The following is a 15,996-nucleotide window of genomic DNA, read 5'->3' on the forward strand; positions in this document are numbered from 1 at the left end:
AATAAAAAACCGGGCATTACGCCCGGTCTGTTTTTATTTCTGCTCGTCTTTTTTCCTGCCGAGTGTCGGCGTTTCGTCGAAGAAGTTCCACGGTTTGAGCAGGGTATGCACCCATTCCGTTGGCATGATTGGCCACTCTTCGGCGCGCGCGACGTGGGTTGTGCCGGTGGTCATCCAGACGACGTCATCCTGATCGTTTAGCGACTCGTTATCTTTGCTGTATTTGCCAAGCCCCGTATCGTGGGTTGAGCGGTTTGGGAATTTGCCCTCCGGGTACATCTCATCCGGATGGTAACGCGTGACCCACAGCTGTTTATCCATAAAGCTCAGGCGGTGATAGATCCACTCGTCCGGGGCGAACTTCGCGCCGGTCGCCACCGGGTGCGTCCCCCCGGCGTAAGGGATTATCTGATACGAAATTGGGTTCCCCATGCGGTTCTCTTTACTGGTGTTGCTCAGCAGACGAATGGTGCCCGGGTCAAATTTCTGCGCCGCCTGCTGCTCGGTATCAATAGCGTACTGATTGATCTGCATGGTGCTGGTTCGCGGGCCGCCGGCGGTGTTCGGTTTCACCTGTGGATCCATTGCCACCAGCGTGTTGTTGATGCCATCCACATCCATATCGAGACGGAAGTTATAGATGTGCTGGTGGGTGGTCCCGACGATGTTGTGATCAATTAATGTGCCGTATCGGGTATCGTCTTTGGCAGTAGGGTCATGCATCGTTTTCGCCTGTACGCCTTTCACCGCCTCAATCCCCGTTGCACCAGCATCAATCCCGATGGTGCCATTTTCGTGGAATACCCAGTCGAAAATGTAGTCGTAGTTGCCAACGGTGCTCACCCAGCGAACCACCAGCTCGCGCCGCTCGGTACTGACGTTAGGCTGACCCATCTCCTGGTGTTTATATTCCGGTCCTGCGTAGCGTTCAAAAATGGCGATGGCGCGGGGGATCTCCATCGGCGCACCGGTATAATCGGCAATGGTTTCATTGAGCATCACGGCGTTGGACGGCACGTCTTTGCCGCGCACCAGCGGAGAGGTCAGGGTGCCCATGCCGTAATCGCCGGAATCCAGATAGGCTTTGAAGTACCAGCCCACGTCAGGGTCACCGTAAGGGACGATCATCCCGCCCAGGGAGCCCTGATACATAATCTGGCGTTTTTTGCCGTTGTCATTGTAGGTGACGGTAGAAATCATTGGGCCCACGCGGGAATCCAGACTCAGATGGAAATCCCAGTTCTGCCAGTGAATCATATCGCCGGTGATGGTGTAGTTTTTGCCTTCCGGCTCAATGATGTCGAGCGGCTTTTTCGGCGTGTTGATGCGGTCACGTCCATCATACGGACGCGGCGTCATCGGCACCGGCACAACGGCACCTTCTTCAATCTTCTGAATCTTCTTCTGCTCAAGGTCGACCACTGCCACCAGGTTCTCAATCGGGTGCGCCCAGTAGTTGCCGTCGCCCACGTCCAGATAGCTCACCACTTTCAGCAACCGGTCTTCCTGTTTCAGGCCATCTTTGCCGTCGAAATAGCCGACGGTCAGTGGCGTGGTGATCACTTTCTTCGTATCGGTAATGCCGCGCTTTTTCAGAACCTCGGCAAACTCTGCACTCTCGTTGATGATCTGCTGAACGGTCGCAAAATCATCCAGCAGCACCATGCCGTGGGCATCTTTAATGGCGTCCCAGCGCAGGATCTTTTTATCCTTCAGGTCCACCAGACTTTCAATAACGTGTTTCCCGTCCAGCATGGTGATGTTCGCCTGGCGGGGAGAGTCCACCGCCGTGCCGTTGAGCACAAAGTCCCACACTTTGGCTTTCTCGGGTTCGGCCAGGGCTATCTGGGTGAAGCGGGTGTTCGGTTTAAAATCCGCAGAGCCTTTCACAATCTCCACGGCTTGCTTAATTTCGTCAGCCGTTAGCGCGTTTAACGGGTGAGGGCGTTTTTCAACCTGGAAGGTCTGGTCGAGACCAGACTGGAAAACGTCGTTGATGAAGGTCTCGGAGATGAACGCTTTTTTGCCTTTCATGACCACCGGCACCTGCAGCGTGAGGGTTTTGCCGTTCACAATAGCGGTTTTCGCGCCGGGCTTGACCTTCACATATGCCCCGTCCTTCGCAATGGTGAACATCTGTGCGTAATCATCCCACTGCACATCGGCGCCAAACGCCTGCAGCGTTTTGTCCATCGGGACCATATGCGCCTCACTGCCGTGTGCGAAAACAGGTGATTGCCAGGCGCAACACAGCGCAACGGCCATAGCCAGTGCCGTTCTACGGGCAGAAAAAGAAGAATTGCTTCCCATCGTAGACCTCATCTTGTTGTGTTTATTGTGTTGTGACAGCCTTATCCTGACAGGCGCTTGAGAAAAGCGTTTGCCTGCATCTGCCAGGTTATTTGTTGGTCTTGCCAGGTTAAAAAAAGACCGGGGCGATATCACACCCCGGTCAACGTGCGAGAGAGGAACGTGTCAGAAGTCGCCGTGCTGGCGCGCCACCAGCGTCAGGATGGAGTAGAGCGCGACCGCCTGCTGGTGCTGGTTAAAGATCTCAACGGCCCATTCGACCACGCCGGTTGGCTTCTCATCGGCGGTCCGTTGTTTCTTCAGCGTTTTACGTTTACAGGTGAGGCGCACCTGAATGGTATCGCCCGGCTTAACCGGTTCGATAAAGCGCAGGTTTTCCATGCCGTAGTTGGCAATCACCGGCCCAACGCCGGCATCAACAAACAGACCCGCCGCGGCAGAGATCAGGAAGTAACCGTGTACCACCCGTTCGCCAAAGATGGATTCTGCCGCGCCGATTTTGTCCATATGGGCGTAGAAGTGATCGCCGCTCAGGCAGGCAAAGTTAACGATATCGGCTTCCGTCAGGGTGCGGCGCGGGGTCAGCAGGCTGTCGCCCGGCTGCAGTTCTTCAAAGTATTTCCGGAACGGATGAACGCGATCTTCCTGAACCGCAGCACCCCGTACCCACTGTTTGCCGATGGTGGCAAGCATGGTCGGGCTGCCCTGAATGGCGGTGCGCTGCAGATAGTGCTTCACCGCACGCAGTCCTCCCAGCTCTTCACCGCCACCTGCGCGGCCAGGACCGCCGTGCACCAGCTGCGGCAGCGGAGAGCCGTGTCCGGTGGACTCCCTGGCGGATTCGGCGTTAAGGATCTGAATTCGTCCGTGCGCCCGCGCCGCGCCGGCAATAAACTGGCGGGCGATAGCCGGGTCGGCGGTGACCAGCGTACCGGCCAGACTCCCGCCACCCGCCCGTGCCAGCTGCATCGCGTGGTCTGAATTGCGGGAGGGCATCAGCGTGGCGACCGGCCCGAAGGCTTCGGTGCAATGCACGGCGGGGGTTTCATCTGGCTGTGGGCAGAAAAGCAGCGTCGGCGGGAAGAATGCCCCCGCAGCCTGCAGATCGGCTTTTCCGCCGAGTCTGACCTGGCAACCCGCCGCAATCAACAGATCGACTTTCTCCTGCACGTCCGCGCGTTGCTCGCCGTTCACCAGCGCGCCCATCTTCACCCCGTCCTCTGCCGGGTCGCCGACGACCACGTTTTGCAGCCGCGCGATCAGCGCCTGGCTGACGGCATCCATCCGATCCTGAGGCACAATTATGCGGCGGATGGCGGTACATTTTTGCCCTGCCTTGGCGGTCATTTCGCGTACCACTTCGCGAATAAACAGCGCGAATTCTGGCTGTTCCGGCGTCACATCCTCACCCAGAACGCAGCAGTTGAGGGAGTCGGCTTCCATGGTAAAGGGAATGGAGTTAGCCACGATATTCGGGTGAATGCGCAGGCTCTGGCCGGTGCTGGCGGAGCCGGTAAAGGTCACCACATCCTGGCTGTCGAGATGATTCAGCAGATCGCCCGCGCCGCCGCAGACAAGGCTGATAGCACCGTCCGGCACCAGACCGCTCTCCACAATCGCTTTCACCATCGCCTGCGCGACCTGCGCGGTGGCGGTGGCGGGTTTGATAATGGCAGGCATCCCCGCAAGCCAGGTGGGCGCCAGTTTTTCCAGCATTCCCCAGCACGGGAAATTAAAGGCGTTGATATGGACCGCCACGCCCGATTTTGACGTCAGTACGTGACGCGCAGCAAAGCCGCCTTCCTTCGACAACGGGATCAGCTCATCTTCCGGCCAGAGTGTGTCATCAGGCAGCTCGCGGCTCCCCAGGCTGGCATAGGTGAACAGCGTCCCGATCCCACCCTCAATATCCACCCAGCTGTCTGCTCGGGTCGCCCCGGTCTGGGCAGACAGGGCATAGAACGTCTCTTTCTCACTAAGCAGATGTTTCGCCACCGCCTTCAGCATGGCGGCACGGTCGATAAAGGTCATGGCGCGCAGGGCTTCGCCGCCACGCGCGATCGCATAGCGACGTGCATCCGCCATGTCCAGACCTTCGCTGGTCACGGACCACAGCGCTTCGCCACTGATGGCGTGATGGATAGTACGTTCGCGGCCCCGGCCAGACTGCCAGGTGCCGGACAAGAAGCTGGCTAACTGCTGCATCGCTTATCTCCAAGTGTTACGTAATTTCACTATCAATAGTTTAATCATGAATCATAAAAAGCAAGCTGAGTTTTAATGAATTGTTAACATTGTGATCCAGCGTAATGAAGTGGAAGGCCGGAAGCCCCGTTGCGCAGGCCTTTTGCAAAAAGCCTTGCGAGCACCATCACAAAATGGGGAAACATTTCTTGGGGTTATATTTAACCTTTGTGTAACTTTTAAAAAATGAAGTGATTCAGTATTTCACTTTAGGTGGTAAATAATCGAATCATAAAGGTGATGACGTGACGCAAGAACAACGCTTTGAGCAGCGCATAGCGCAGGAGACGGCGATTGAGCCTCAGGACTGGATGCCTGATGCCTATCGTAAGACGTTGATCCGCCAGATTGGTCAGCACGCGCACTCCGAAATTGTCGGCATGTTGCCGGAAGGAAACTGGATCACCCGCGCGCCGACGCTGCGCCGCAAAGCGATCCTGCTGGCGAAAGTGCAGGACGAAGCCGGGCACGGTTTGTACCTCTACAGCGCGGCCGAGACGCTGGGCTGCGCGCGGGAAGACATCTACCAGAAGATGCTCGACGGCAAGATGAAATACTCCTCCATCTTCAACTACCCGACCCTGAGCTGGGCGGATATCGGGGTGATCGGCTGGCTGGTGGACGGTGCGGCCATCGTCAACCAGGTGGCGCTGTGCCGTACCTCATATGGCCCCTATGCCCGCGCAATGGTGAAAATCTGTAAAGAAGAGAGTTTCCACCAGCGTCAGGGCTTTGAAGCCTGTATGGCGCTTGCGCAGGGGAGTGACGCCCAGCGCGAGATGCTGCAGGACGCCATTAACCGCTTCTGGTGGCCCGCTCTGATGATGTTCGGCCCAAACGATGACAACTCGCCGAACAGCGCCCGCAGCCTCGCCTGGAAAATCAAACGCTTCGGCAATGATGAACTTCGCCAGCGCTTTGTCGACAACACGGTTCCGCAGGTAGAAATGCTGGGCATGACGGTTCCGGATCCTGACCTGTGTTTTGACGAAGAGAGCGGTCACTACCGCTTTGGCGAGATCGACTGGCACGAGTTTGATGAGGTCATTAACGGGCGCGGTATCTGTAACCACGAACGTCTGGCTGCCAAACGTAAAGCCTGGGAAGACGGGGCGTGGGTGCGTGAAGCCGCACTGGCGCACGCGGAAAAACAACACGCCCGCAAAGTGGCTTAAGAGGAAACACGATGAGCAATGTCTACTGGCCGCTGTACGAAGTGTTCGTACGCAGCAAACAAGGGTTGTCCCACCGTCATGTGGGAAGTCTTCATGCCGCCGACGATCGCATGGCGCTGGAAAATGCGCGTGATGCCTATACCCGTCGCAGTGAAGGCTGCTCTATCTGGGTGGTGAAGGCGAGCGAGATTGTCGCCTCTCAACCGGAAGAGAGCGGCGAGTTCTTCGACCCGGCGGAAAGTAAGGTTTACCGCCATCCTACGTTTTACACCATCCCTGATGGCATCGAGCACATGTGAGGTCAGTGATGAAAACATTATCCGCATATGCCCTGCGTCTGGGCGACAACGGTCTGGTGCTCTCCCAGCGTCTGGGCGCCTGGTGTGGTCACGCGCCGGAGCTGGAAATCGATCTCGCGCTCGCCAACATCGGCCTCGACTTGCTGGGGCAGGCGCGCAATTTCCTGACCTATGCCGCAGAGCTGGAAGGTAAGGGCGATGAAGACACCCTGGCGTTTGGGCGTGATGAGCGCCAGTTTCACAACGTGTTGCTGGTGGAACAGCCTAACGGCAGTTTCGCCGACACGCTCGCGCGCCAGTACTTTATGGATGCCTGGAACGTAGCGCTGTATGAACGCCTGACCCACAGCAGCGACAGCCAGCTTGCCGCCATCGCCGCGAAAGCCATTAAAGAGGCGCGCTACCACCTGCGCTTCAGTCGTGGCTGGCTGGTGCGTCTGGGCGACGGAACGGAAATATCTTCACAGCGTATGCAGCAGGCGGTCGACACCCTGTGGCGGTTTACGGCCGAGCTGTTTGAAGCCGATGACGTCGAGCTGGCGTTGATTGCCTCCGGCGTCGCGGTTGATCCGCGCGAGCTTCGTCAGCCGTGGGAGCAGGAAGTGTTTTCCGGTTTGCAGGAGGCCACCCTGAGCGTGCCGTCGGAAGTGGCGTATCGCACGGGGGGCAAGCGCGGGCTGCATACCGAACATCTCGGCCCAATGCTGGCAGAAATGCAGTATCTCCAGCGTGCCCATCCGGGTCAGCAGTGGTAAGTACGGAGGTGAAGATGCAGCGTTTTGCCGGGATTGCACCCGCGGAGATCCCTCAAATCTGGTCGCTGTTAAGCCAGATCCCGGACCCGGAAGTGCCGGTGTTAACCATCACCGATTTAGGCATGGTGCGTAGCGTATCGCCGCAGGGCGAAGGCTGGGTCATTGGTTTTACGCCAACCTATTCAGGCTGCCCGGCGACGGAACATTTGCTTGGCGCGATTCGCGAGGCGATGACCGCACACGGCTTTACGCCAGTGCATATTGTGCTTCAGCTCGAACCGGCCTGGACCACCGACTGGATGACGGCGGATGCGCGTGAACGCCTGCGCGCATATGGCATCAGCCCACCGGTGGGCCACAGCTGCCACGCGCATGCCCCGGTCGAGGTGAGTTGCCCACGCTGTGCCAGCACACATACCTCGCTTATCAGTGAATTTGGTTCGACGGCCTGCAAAGCGCTTTATCGCTGCAACGACTGCCGTGAGCCTTTCGACTATTTCAAATGTATTTGAGGTTGCCATGACAACGTTTCATTCATTAACAGTGGCAAAAGTGGAACCCGAAACCCGCGACGCGGTGACCATCACTTTCGCGGTACCGCAGGAGTTGCAGGACGCCTATCGCTTTCGTCCCGGACAACACCTGACCCTGAAAGCGAAGCTGGGTGAGGATGAGCTGCGTCGCTGCTACTCTATCTGCCGCAGTACCGCGCCGGGTGAGATCAGCGTAGCGGTGAAAGCCATCGAGGGCGGACGTTTTTCCCGCTATGCCCGGGATGAGATCAAACAGGGCATGGCGCTGGAGGTCATGGTGCCGCAGGGCCAGTTTGGTTACCAGCCTCGCGCCGACCGGGAAGGGCACTATCTGGCCATTGCCGCGGGTTCAGGCATTACCCCAATGCTGGCCATCTTGTCCGCCACGCTCGCCACCGAGCCGAACAGTCATTTCACCCTGATCTACGGCAACCGCAGCAGCCAGAGCATGATGTTTCGCGAGGCGCTTGCCGATCTGAAAGACAAATACCCGCAGCGTCTGCAGCTGGTCGCCATCTTCAGCCAGGAGGTGCTCGACAGCGATCTGCTGCATGGACGTATCGACGGTGAGAAGCTGCAGGCGCTGGCGAAAACCCTGATCAACTTCCGCCAGTACGACGAAGCCTTTATTTGTGGCCCGTCCGCCATGATGGACGACGCGGAAGCGGCGCTGAAAGCGCTGGGGATGCCAGAGAAATCGATTCACCTTGAGCGTTTTAATACGCCAGGCTCGACCGGCAAACGCACGGTCAGCGTGCAGGCTGAAGGGCAGAAAGTCACCGTGCGTCAGGACGGTCGTGACCGGGAAATTACCCTCACGGCAAACGATGAAAGCATTCTTGATGCCGCCCTGCGTCAGGGCGCCGACCTGCCGTATGCCTGCAAGGGCGGCGTATGCGCGACCTGCAAATGCAAAGTGCTGCGTGGCAAAGTTGATATGGCGACGAACTACAGCCTTGAGCCAGACGAACTGGCGGCCGGGTATGTGCTGAGCTGTCAGTCGCTGCCGTTAACCGCTGACGTGATCGTTGATTTCGACTCCAGGGGGATGGCATGAGCGAACTGATGGTCACCCGTCATGGTCGTGTCCTGCAGCTGACGCTTAACCGTCCGGCGGCACGTAACGCGCTGAATAACGCCCTGTTAGAGCAGATTGCTGATGCGCTCGACGCCGCTGCGGCCGATCGCGATCTCTCCGTTTGCGTGATTTACGGCAACGCACGCTGCTTTGCTGCCGGCGCAGATCTCAACGAAATGGCGGAGAAAGACCTGCCTGCCACCCTGAACGATATCCGTCCCCAGCTGTGGGCCCGGATCAACGCCTTCAACAAACCCCTGATTGCCGCCGTCAACGGCTTCGCGCTGGGCGCGGGCTGCGAGCTTGCGCTGCTGTGCGACATGGTGATTGCCGGGGATAACGCCCGTTTTGGTCTGCCGGAAATTACGCTCGGGATCATGCCCGGGGCGGGCGGTACGCAGCGCCTGATTCGTAGCGTGGGCAAATCGCTGGCCAGCAAAATGGTGCTGACCGGGGAGAGCATTACCGCGCAGCAGGCGCAGCGCGCCGGGCTGGTCAGCGATGTGTTCCCGGCTTCATTGACGCTGGAATATGCCCTGAAACAGGCGGCGCTGATGGCTCGACACTCACCGCTGGCGCTCCAGGCGGCAAAGCAGGCGCTGCGCCAGTCTCAGGAGGTTTCCCTGCAGGCCGGACTGGTCCAGGAGCGACAGCTGTTTACGCTGCTTTCAGCGACCGAAGACCGGCGAGAAGGCATCGACGCATTCTTACAGAAACGTACCCCCGACTTTAAAGGACGCTAATCGTGGAATTTATTCTCAGTCATGTAGAACAAGGCGTGATGACCCTGACGCTGAACCGTCCGGAGCGTCTGAACAGCTTTAACGACGTGATGCATCAGCAACTCGCTGAGTGCCTGAAGCAGGCCGAGCGCGATGACACCATCCGCTGTCTGCTTATTACCGGGGCGGGGCGCGGCTTCTGCGCGGGTCAGGATCTTAATGACCGCAACGTCGACCCTAACGGTCCGGCGCCGGATCTGGGAATGTCCGTGGAGACGTTCTACAACCCGCTGGTTCGCCGTCTTGCGACGTTGCCGAAACCGGTGATTTGCGCGGTCAACGGCGTGGCCGCCGGGGCCGGGGCCACCCTGGCACTGGGGTGTGACATGGTCATTGCCGCCCGTTCTGCCACCTTTGTGATGGCCTTCAGCAAGCTCGGATTAGTGCCGGACTGCGGGGGAACATGGTTCCTGCCGCGCGTCGCCGGGCGCGCCCGCGCAATGGGGCTGGCGTTACTCGGAGACAAACTCAGCGCCGAACAGGCTCACGCCTGGGGGATGATCTGGCAGGTGGTGGATGACGAACACCTCTCCGCCACGGCCCAGCAGATGGCGCTGCACTTTGCTTCTCAGCCCACCTTTGGTCTGGGGCTGATTAAGCAGGCGATTAACGCGGCAGAGACCAACACCCTCGACGCCCAGCTTGACCTGGAGCGCGATTATCAACGTCTGGCCGGTCGCAGCGACGACTACCGGGAAGGGGTCAGCGCCTTCCTTGCCAAACGCGCACCGACATTCACGGGGAAATAAGATGGCGATCACGGTTCGTACTGTCGCCGTCATTGGAAGCGGCACGATGGGCGCGGGAATTGCGGAAGTCGCGGCGAGTCATGGGCATCAGGTTCTGATGTATGACATTGCTTCGGACGCGATTTCACGCGCGATTGACGGGATCCGCCAGCGTCTCGCCTCCCGGGTGACTCGCGGAAAACTTTCCGCCGATGCTGGCAGCCAGATTCTTGCCAGGCTGCTGCCGGTAACGGATATCGAAGCGCTCGCCGCGGCAGATCTGGTGATTGAAGCCGCGTCTGAGCGTATCGACGTCAAAAAAGCGCTGTTTGCGCAACTGGCTCAGATTTGCCCGCCGCAGACCTTGCTGACCAGCAATACCTCCTCCATTTCTGTTACGGCGATTGCGGCGGATGTTCACCATCCGGAGCGCGTCGCGGGGCTGCATTTCTTTAATCCTGCACCGGTCATGAAGCTGGTCGAGGTGGTGAGCGGGCTGGCGACATCGCCCGAAGTGGCCGATGCGCTGTGCGAGCTGGCGCTGAACTGGGGGAAACAGCCCGTTCGCTGTCAGTCAACGCCAGGGTTCATCGTCAACCGCGTTGCGCGTCCGTTCTATTCTGAAGCCTGGCGCGCCCTGGAAGAGCAGGTCGCCGCGCCAGAAGTGATTGATGCCGCCCTGCGCGACGGCGGCGGTTTCCCGATGGGACCGCTGGAGTTGACCGACATGATTGGTCAGGACGTCAACTTTGCGGTGACCTGTTCCGTGTTCAATGCTTTCTGGCAGGAACGTCGTTTCCTGCCGTCGCTGGTGCAGCAGGAACTGGTGCTGGCGGGGCGACTGGGCAAAAAAAGCGGGAAGGGCGTTTACGACTGGCACGGTGAGAAACCGGCTGTGCCGTGGCTTGATGCAGTAAACGCCAGCGTTACACCCATGCGCGTGCAGCGAAGAGGTGACGGCGTCACGGAAATTGATGAGCTCCTGTTGATTGAAACCCAGGGGGAGACCGCTCAGGCGCTGGCCCGGCGTTTTCACTGTCCGGTCGTGGTGATTGACCGCATTGAACGCGACGTGGCGGTGATCGCAGCCGCATCGGATAACCCGCATACCGCCACGCAAAAAGCCGTCTGGTACCTGCAGCAGCAGGGACACCGGGTACTGCACATTGCCGATTACCCCGGCCTGCTGGTCTGGCGGACGGTGGCGATGATCGCCAACGAAGCGCTGGATGCGCTGCAAAAAGGGGTGGCCAGCGAGAAGGATATCGACACCGCCATGCGCCTCGGCGTGAATTACCCGAACGGGCCCATTGCCTGGGGTGAGCGTCTGGGCTGGCAACGGCTGTTAACGCTGCTGGAGAATTTGCAACGCCATTACGGCGAAGAACGCTATCGCCCTTGTTCACTGCTGCGCCAGCGTGCGCTTCTGGAGAGTAGCTATGAGTCATAACGCCTGGCATAACGCCCGCACTATGTATGAACAGGACGCCTGCGCCCAGGCGCTGGGGATCGACATCATCGACATGGACGATGGCTACGCGGTAGTGACGATGACCATCACCCCGCAGATGCTCAACGGCCACAAAACCTGCCACGGAGGACAGCTGTTTTCACTGGCCGATACCGCTTTTGCCTACGCCTGCAACAGCCAGGGGCTGGCGGCAGTGGCGTCAGGCTGTTCAATCGATTTTCTGCGCCCGGGGTTTGCCGGCGACACGCTGACCGCCACCGCGCGGGTTAAGCATCAGGGCAAACTGACCGGCGTGTATGACATTGAAATTCAGAACCAACAACAGAAAACCGTTGCCCTGTTTCGCGGAAAATCTCACCGCATCGGCGGCAGTGTGACAGGAGAAGCCTGATGCGTGACGCTTTTATTTGTGATGGCGTTCGAACCCCGGTGGGGCGCTATGGCGGGGCGCTGGCCAGCGTTCGCGCCGACGATCTCGGCGCGGTGCCGCTGCGTGCGCTGCTGGCCCGTTATCCGCAGCTCGACCTCGAGCGGATTGATGATGTGATCTTCGGCTGCGCCAACCAGGCGGGGGAAGATAACCGCAACGTGGCGCGTATGTCGCTGCTGCTGGCCGGACTGCCTCAGACGGTCTCGGGCACCACGCTGAACCGCCTGTGCGGTTCGGGTCTGGACGCGATTGGCTTTGCCGCACGGGCGATCAGGGCGGGCGATGGCGACATGCTGCTTGCAGGCGGCGTCGAGTCAATGTCCCGGGCGCCGTTTGTGATGGGTAAAGCCACGGCGGCGTTCCAGCGTCAGGCGGAGATTTTCGACACCACCCTCGGCTGGCGATTTGTGAATCCGCTCATGCATCAGCAATTCGGAACTGACAGCATGCCGGAAACGGCAGAGAATGTAGCTGAATTGTTAAATATCAGCCGGGCCGATCAGGATGCTTTCGCGCTGCGCAGCCAGCAGCGTACTGCTCAGGCACAGCAGAACGGCATTCTGGCGCAGGAGATTGTGCCGGTGCAGGTGCCCGGCAAAAAAGGAACGGTTACGGAAGTTTCGGTAGATGAGCATCCCCGTGCTGATACCACGCTTGAACAACTTGCCGCGCTGAAAACACCGTTTCGCAAGAACGGTGTCGTGACGGCGGGTAACGCCTCCGGTGTAAACGATGGCGCTGCGGCGCTGATTATCGCCAGCGAGTCGATGGCGCACGCGCAAGGGCTTGTCCCGCGCACGCGGATCGTGGCGATGGCTACCGCTGGCGTGGAGCCACGTCTGATGGGCTTAGGACCGGTGCCAGCCACCCTCAAAGTGCTGGAACGTGCCGGGCTCAGCATCAACGATATGGACGTGATTGAGCTTAACGAAGCTTTCGCTTCTCAGGCGCTGGGCGTGTTACGTCAGCTGGGATTGCCGGATGACGCTGAACACGTCAACCCGAACGGAGGGGCCATTGCGTTGGGCCACCCGCTGGGCATGAGCGGTGCCAGACTGGCGTTGGCCGCGAGCAATGAATTGCATCGACGCAACGGGCGCTATGCGCTGTGTACGATGTGCATCGGTGTGGGTCAGGGCATTGCCATGATCCTTGAGCGTGTTTGAGCGAATAACAGTGTGAGTACCCTACAATGACAAATACAACAAAGCTTGATCCGATCGAAACGGCCTCCATTGACGAATTACAGGCGCTGCAAACCGAGCGTCTGAAATGGACGCTGCATCACGCCTATAACAACGTTCCGATGTACAAACGCAAGTTTGACGCTGCGGGCGTTCACCCTGACGATTTTAAAACGCTGGAAGACATCCGTAAGTTTCCGTGTACCACCAAGCAGGACCTGCGTGATAACTATCCGTTCGATACCTTTGCCGTACCGATGGAGCAGGTGGTGCGTATTCACGCCTCTTCCGGCACCACCGGAAAGCCAACCGTCGTCGGTTATACCCAACATGACATCGACAACTGGGCCAACCTGGTGGCCCGTTCTCTGCGCGCCGCGGGCGGCAGTGCGAAAGACAAAATTCATGTGGCCTATGGGTATGGCCTGTTTACCGGTGGGCTGGGCGCGCACTATGGCGCAGAGCGTTTAGGGGCGACCGTTATCCCGATGTCCGGCGGCCAGACGGAGAAACAGGCGCAACTGATCCGCGATTTCCAGCCGGACATGATCATGGTAACACCATCCTACTGCCTCAATCTGATCGAAGAGCTGGAACGTCAGATGGGAGGCGATGCCAGCGCCTGCTCCCTGCGTGTGGGGGTATTTGGCGCAGAGCCGTGGACGCAGGCCATGCGCCGCGAAATCGAGAAACGTCTGGGGATCACCGCGCTGGATATCTATGGGCTTTCCGAGGTCATGGGGCCAGGCGTGGCGATGGAGTGTATCGAAACCGCCGACGGTCCGACCATCTGGGAAGATCATTTCTATCCGGAGATCGTCAACCCGAACGATGGCACGCCGCTTAATGATGGCGAGCAGGGCGAACTGCTGTTCACCACGCTGACCAAGGAGGCGCTGCCGGTGATTCGTTATCGCACCCGCGACCTGACGCGCCTGCTTCCTGGGACCGCCCGCACCATGCGTCGTATGGACAGGATCAGCGGTCGCAGTGACGATATGCTCATCATCCGCGGCGTCAACGTCTTCCCGTCCCAGCTGGAAGAGGAGATCGTGAAGTTCGAACACCTCTCCCCGCACTATCAGCTGGAGGTCAACCGCCGCGGCCATCTTGATTCACTTTCCGTGAAGGTGGAGCTCAAAGAGAGCAGTCTGACCCTGACCCACGAGCAGCGCTGCCAGGTGTGCCATCAGCTGCGCCATCGGATTAAATCGATGGTCGGGATCTCCACCGACGTGATGATTGTCAACTGCGGCAGTATCCCGCGCTCAGAGGGCAAAGCCTGTCGGGTGTTTGATTTGCGTAAAGTTGCGGCTAACGGTTGAGTTTCCCTCACCCCCTCATCCTAACCTTCTCCCCGGAGGGGAGAAGGGACGTTGTCCCCCTCTCACTTTGGGAGAGGGCCGGGGTGAGGGGAATATGCTATGATTCATCCAGACCAAAAATAACAACAGAATGAATCACATGAATAAACTCGATGCCTTTATCCAGCACGCGGTTAGCTCGGTTCCCGTTAGCGGAACGTCGCTTATCTCCTCATTATACGGTGACGCGCTTTCACATCGCGGTGGCGAGATTTGGCTTGGCAGCCTCGCCGCCTTACTGGAAGGCATGGGGTTTGGCGAGCGCTTTGTGCGCACTGCGCTGTTTCGTCTTAACAAAGAGGGCTGGCTGGATGTGTCGCGCATCGGACGACGCAGCTTTTACCGGCTGAGCGACAAAGGGCTGCGTTTGACCCGCCGCGCGGAGAGTAAAATCTACCGTGCTGAACTCCCCGCATGGGACGGCAAGTGGCTGTTGCTGCTCTCGGAAGGTCTGGATAAAACCACCCTTGCTGACGTCAAGAAGCAGCTGATCTGGCAGGGTTTTGGCACCCTGGCTCCCAGCCTGATGGCCTCCCCGTCGCAGCATCTGGCGGATGTGCAGTCGCTTTTACACGACGCAGGCGTGGCGGAAAACGTCATCTTCTTCGAGGCCCATTCGCCGCTGGCGCTGTCCCGCGCGGCGCTGCGTGCCCGGGTCGAGGAGTGCTGGCAGTTGACCGAACAGAACGCGATGTACGAGACGTTTATCCACTCGTTCCGTCCTCTTCTGCCGCTGCTGAAAGAGGCCGCGCCGGACGAATTAACGCCGGAACGCTGCTTCCAGATCCAGCTGTTGCTGATCCATTTTTACCGGCGCGTGGTGCTGAAAGACCCGCTGTTGCCGGAGGAGTTATTGCCCGCACACTGGGCCGGACAAAGTGCGCGACAGCTGTGCATTAATATTTATCAGCGTGTGGCACCGGGGGCGCTGGCGTTTGTCAGCGAGAAAGGTGAAACCTCCGTCGGCGAACTGCCTGTGCCCGGCACGCTCTACTATCAACGCTTTGGTGGTCTTACTATCGTATAAGGAGTGGAGATGCCCGTTTATCAAATTGACGGTCTGACGCCGGTGGTGCCTGATGAGAGCTACGTTCACCCGACGGCGGTGCTCATCGGCGACGTGATCCTGGGCAAAGGCGTGTATGTTGGCCCGAATGCCAGCCTGCGCGGCGATTTTGGCCGGATTGTGGTGAAAGACGGCGCGAACATTCAGGATAACTGCGTCATGCACGGTTTCCCGGAGCAGGACACGGTGGTGGAAGAGGACGGACATATCGGCCACAGCGCGATTCTGCACGGCTGTATTATCCGCCGTAACGCCCTGGTAGGGATGAACGCAGTGGTCATGGACGGCGCGGTGATTGGCGAAAACAGCATTGTCGGCGCGGCGGCCTTTGTGAAAGCGAAAGCGGAGATGCCCGCCAACCATTTGATCATTGGCAGTCCGGCAAAAGCGATACGTGTGCTGAGCGAGCAGGAAATTGCCTGGAAGAAGCAGGGCACGCGTGAGTATCAGGTGCTGGTGGATCGCTGCAAGCTGACCCTGCATCAGGTCGAACCCCTGCGCGAAGTAGAGCCCGGTCGAAAACGTCTGGAGTTTGACGAGGATCTGCGACCAAAATCGGCGTCATGAAGGGGCGCGC

At 59.0% G+C, this 15,996-nt stretch carries 15 protein-coding genes; 13 read left to right on the forward strand and 2 right to left on the reverse strand.

Annotation, left to right across the window (positions count from 1 at the left end; translation table 11 throughout):
* Positions 1 to 33: 33 nt before the first annotated feature.
* Entirely contained in the window at positions 34 to 2,310 is a 2,277-nt protein-coding gene (tynA, locus tag JTA15_RS05855; RefSeq protein WP_163326803.1) for a primary-amine oxidase, read from the reverse strand.
* 165 nt (positions 2,311 to 2,475) lie between these two features.
* On the reverse strand, positions 2,476 to 4,515 hold the full coding sequence (gene paaZ, locus JTA15_RS05860; RefSeq protein WP_079231076.1) for a phenylacetic acid degradation bifunctional protein PaaZ: 2,040 nt from the start codon (positions 4,513 to 4,515) through the stop codon (positions 2,476 to 2,478).
* A 284-nt stretch (positions 4,516 to 4,799) separates the two neighbouring features.
* Between paaZ and paaA the strand changes: the two genes are divergently transcribed.
* From paaA to paaY, 13 genes are all read left to right on the forward strand, one after another.
* Entirely contained in the window at positions 4,800 to 5,729 is a 930-nt protein-coding gene (gene paaA, locus JTA15_RS05865; RefSeq protein ID WP_219372964.1) for a 1,2-phenylacetyl-CoA epoxidase subunit PaaA, read from the forward strand.
* An 11-nt stretch (positions 5,730 to 5,740) separates the two neighbouring features.
* Positions 5,741 to 6,028 (forward strand): 1,2-phenylacetyl-CoA epoxidase subunit PaaB, encoded by a 288-nt coding sequence (gene paaB, locus JTA15_RS05870; RefSeq protein ID WP_003857353.1) that lies wholly within the window; start codon positions 5,741 to 5,743, stop codon positions 6,026 to 6,028.
* 8 nt (positions 6,029 to 6,036) lie between these two features.
* A complete protein-coding gene (gene paaC, locus JTA15_RS05875) occupies positions 6,037 to 6,783 on the forward strand; it encodes a 1,2-phenylacetyl-CoA epoxidase subunit PaaC (protein ID WP_219372965.1) in 747 nt (248 codons plus the stop codon).
* A 14-nt stretch (positions 6,784 to 6,797) separates the two neighbouring features.
* Positions 6,798 to 7,295 (forward strand): 1,2-phenylacetyl-CoA epoxidase subunit PaaD, encoded by a 498-nt coding sequence (gene paaD / locus JTA15_RS05880; protein ID WP_219372966.1) that lies wholly within the window; start codon positions 6,798 to 6,800, stop codon positions 7,293 to 7,295.
* 7 nt (positions 7,296 to 7,302) lie between these two features.
* Positions 7,303 to 8,373: a 1,2-phenylacetyl-CoA epoxidase subunit PaaE gene (gene paaE, locus JTA15_RS05885; protein ID WP_047356084.1), complete on the forward strand. Its 1,071-nt coding sequence runs from the start codon at positions 7,303 to 7,305 to the stop codon at positions 8,371 to 8,373.
* Positions 8,370 to 9,137 (forward strand): 2,3-dehydroadipyl-CoA hydratase PaaF, encoded by a 768-nt coding sequence (paaF, locus tag JTA15_RS05890; RefSeq protein ID WP_181216502.1) that lies wholly within the window; start codon positions 8,370 to 8,372, stop codon positions 9,135 to 9,137. Before paaE ends, paaF begins: the two co-directional genes overlap by 4 nt.
* Positions 9,137 to 9,925, forward strand: a complete 789-nt coding sequence (paaG, locus tag JTA15_RS05895) for a 2-(1,2-epoxy-1,2-dihydrophenyl)acetyl-CoA isomerase PaaG (RefSeq protein WP_025204280.1) — start codon at positions 9,137 to 9,139, stop codon at positions 9,923 to 9,925. Before paaF ends, paaG begins: the two co-directional genes overlap by 1 nt.
* Before the next feature lies 1 nt (position 9,926).
* Complete coding sequence (paaH, locus tag JTA15_RS05900) at positions 9,927 to 11,354, forward strand: 3-hydroxyacyl-CoA dehydrogenase PaaH (RefSeq protein WP_219372967.1); 1,428 nt, start codon at positions 9,927 to 9,929, stop codon at positions 11,352 to 11,354.
* Positions 11,344 to 11,766 (forward strand): hydroxyphenylacetyl-CoA thioesterase PaaI, encoded by a 423-nt coding sequence (gene paaI, locus JTA15_RS05905; protein ID WP_020884240.1) that lies wholly within the window; start codon positions 11,344 to 11,346, stop codon positions 11,764 to 11,766. Before paaH ends, paaI begins: the two co-directional genes overlap by 11 nt.
* Positions 11,766 to 12,971: a 3-oxoadipyl-CoA thiolase gene (pcaF, locus tag JTA15_RS05910; RefSeq protein WP_047955554.1), complete on the forward strand. Its 1,206-nt coding sequence runs from the start codon at positions 11,766 to 11,768 to the stop codon at positions 12,969 to 12,971. Before paaI ends, pcaF begins: the two co-directional genes overlap by 1 nt.
* 26 nt (positions 12,972 to 12,997) lie before the next feature.
* Positions 12,998 to 14,314: a phenylacetate--CoA ligase PaaK gene (gene paaK, locus JTA15_RS05915; RefSeq protein WP_014169934.1), complete on the forward strand. Its 1,317-nt coding sequence runs from the start codon at positions 12,998 to 13,000 to the stop codon at positions 14,312 to 14,314.
* A 130-nt stretch (positions 14,315 to 14,444) separates the two neighbouring features.
* Positions 14,445 to 15,380, forward strand: a complete 936-nt coding sequence (gene paaX, locus JTA15_RS05920) for a phenylacetic acid degradation operon negative regulatory protein PaaX (protein ID WP_014169935.1) — start codon at positions 14,445 to 14,447, stop codon at positions 15,378 to 15,380.
* Positions 15,381 to 15,389: 9 nt separating this feature from the next.
* The gene (gene paaY / locus JTA15_RS05925) at positions 15,390 to 15,986 is read left to right on the forward strand and encodes a phenylacetic acid degradation protein PaaY (protein ID WP_020884237.1); all 597 of its coding nucleotides are present in this window, start codon (positions 15,390 to 15,392) and stop codon (positions 15,984 to 15,986) included.
* The last annotated feature ends 10 nt before the right edge of the window (positions 15,987 to 15,996 follow it).

Source organism: Enterobacter sp. BIDMC 29, from assembly GCF_019378755.1.
Lineage (GTDB): Bacteria > Pseudomonadota > Gammaproteobacteria > Enterobacterales > Enterobacteriaceae > Enterobacter > Enterobacter ludwigii.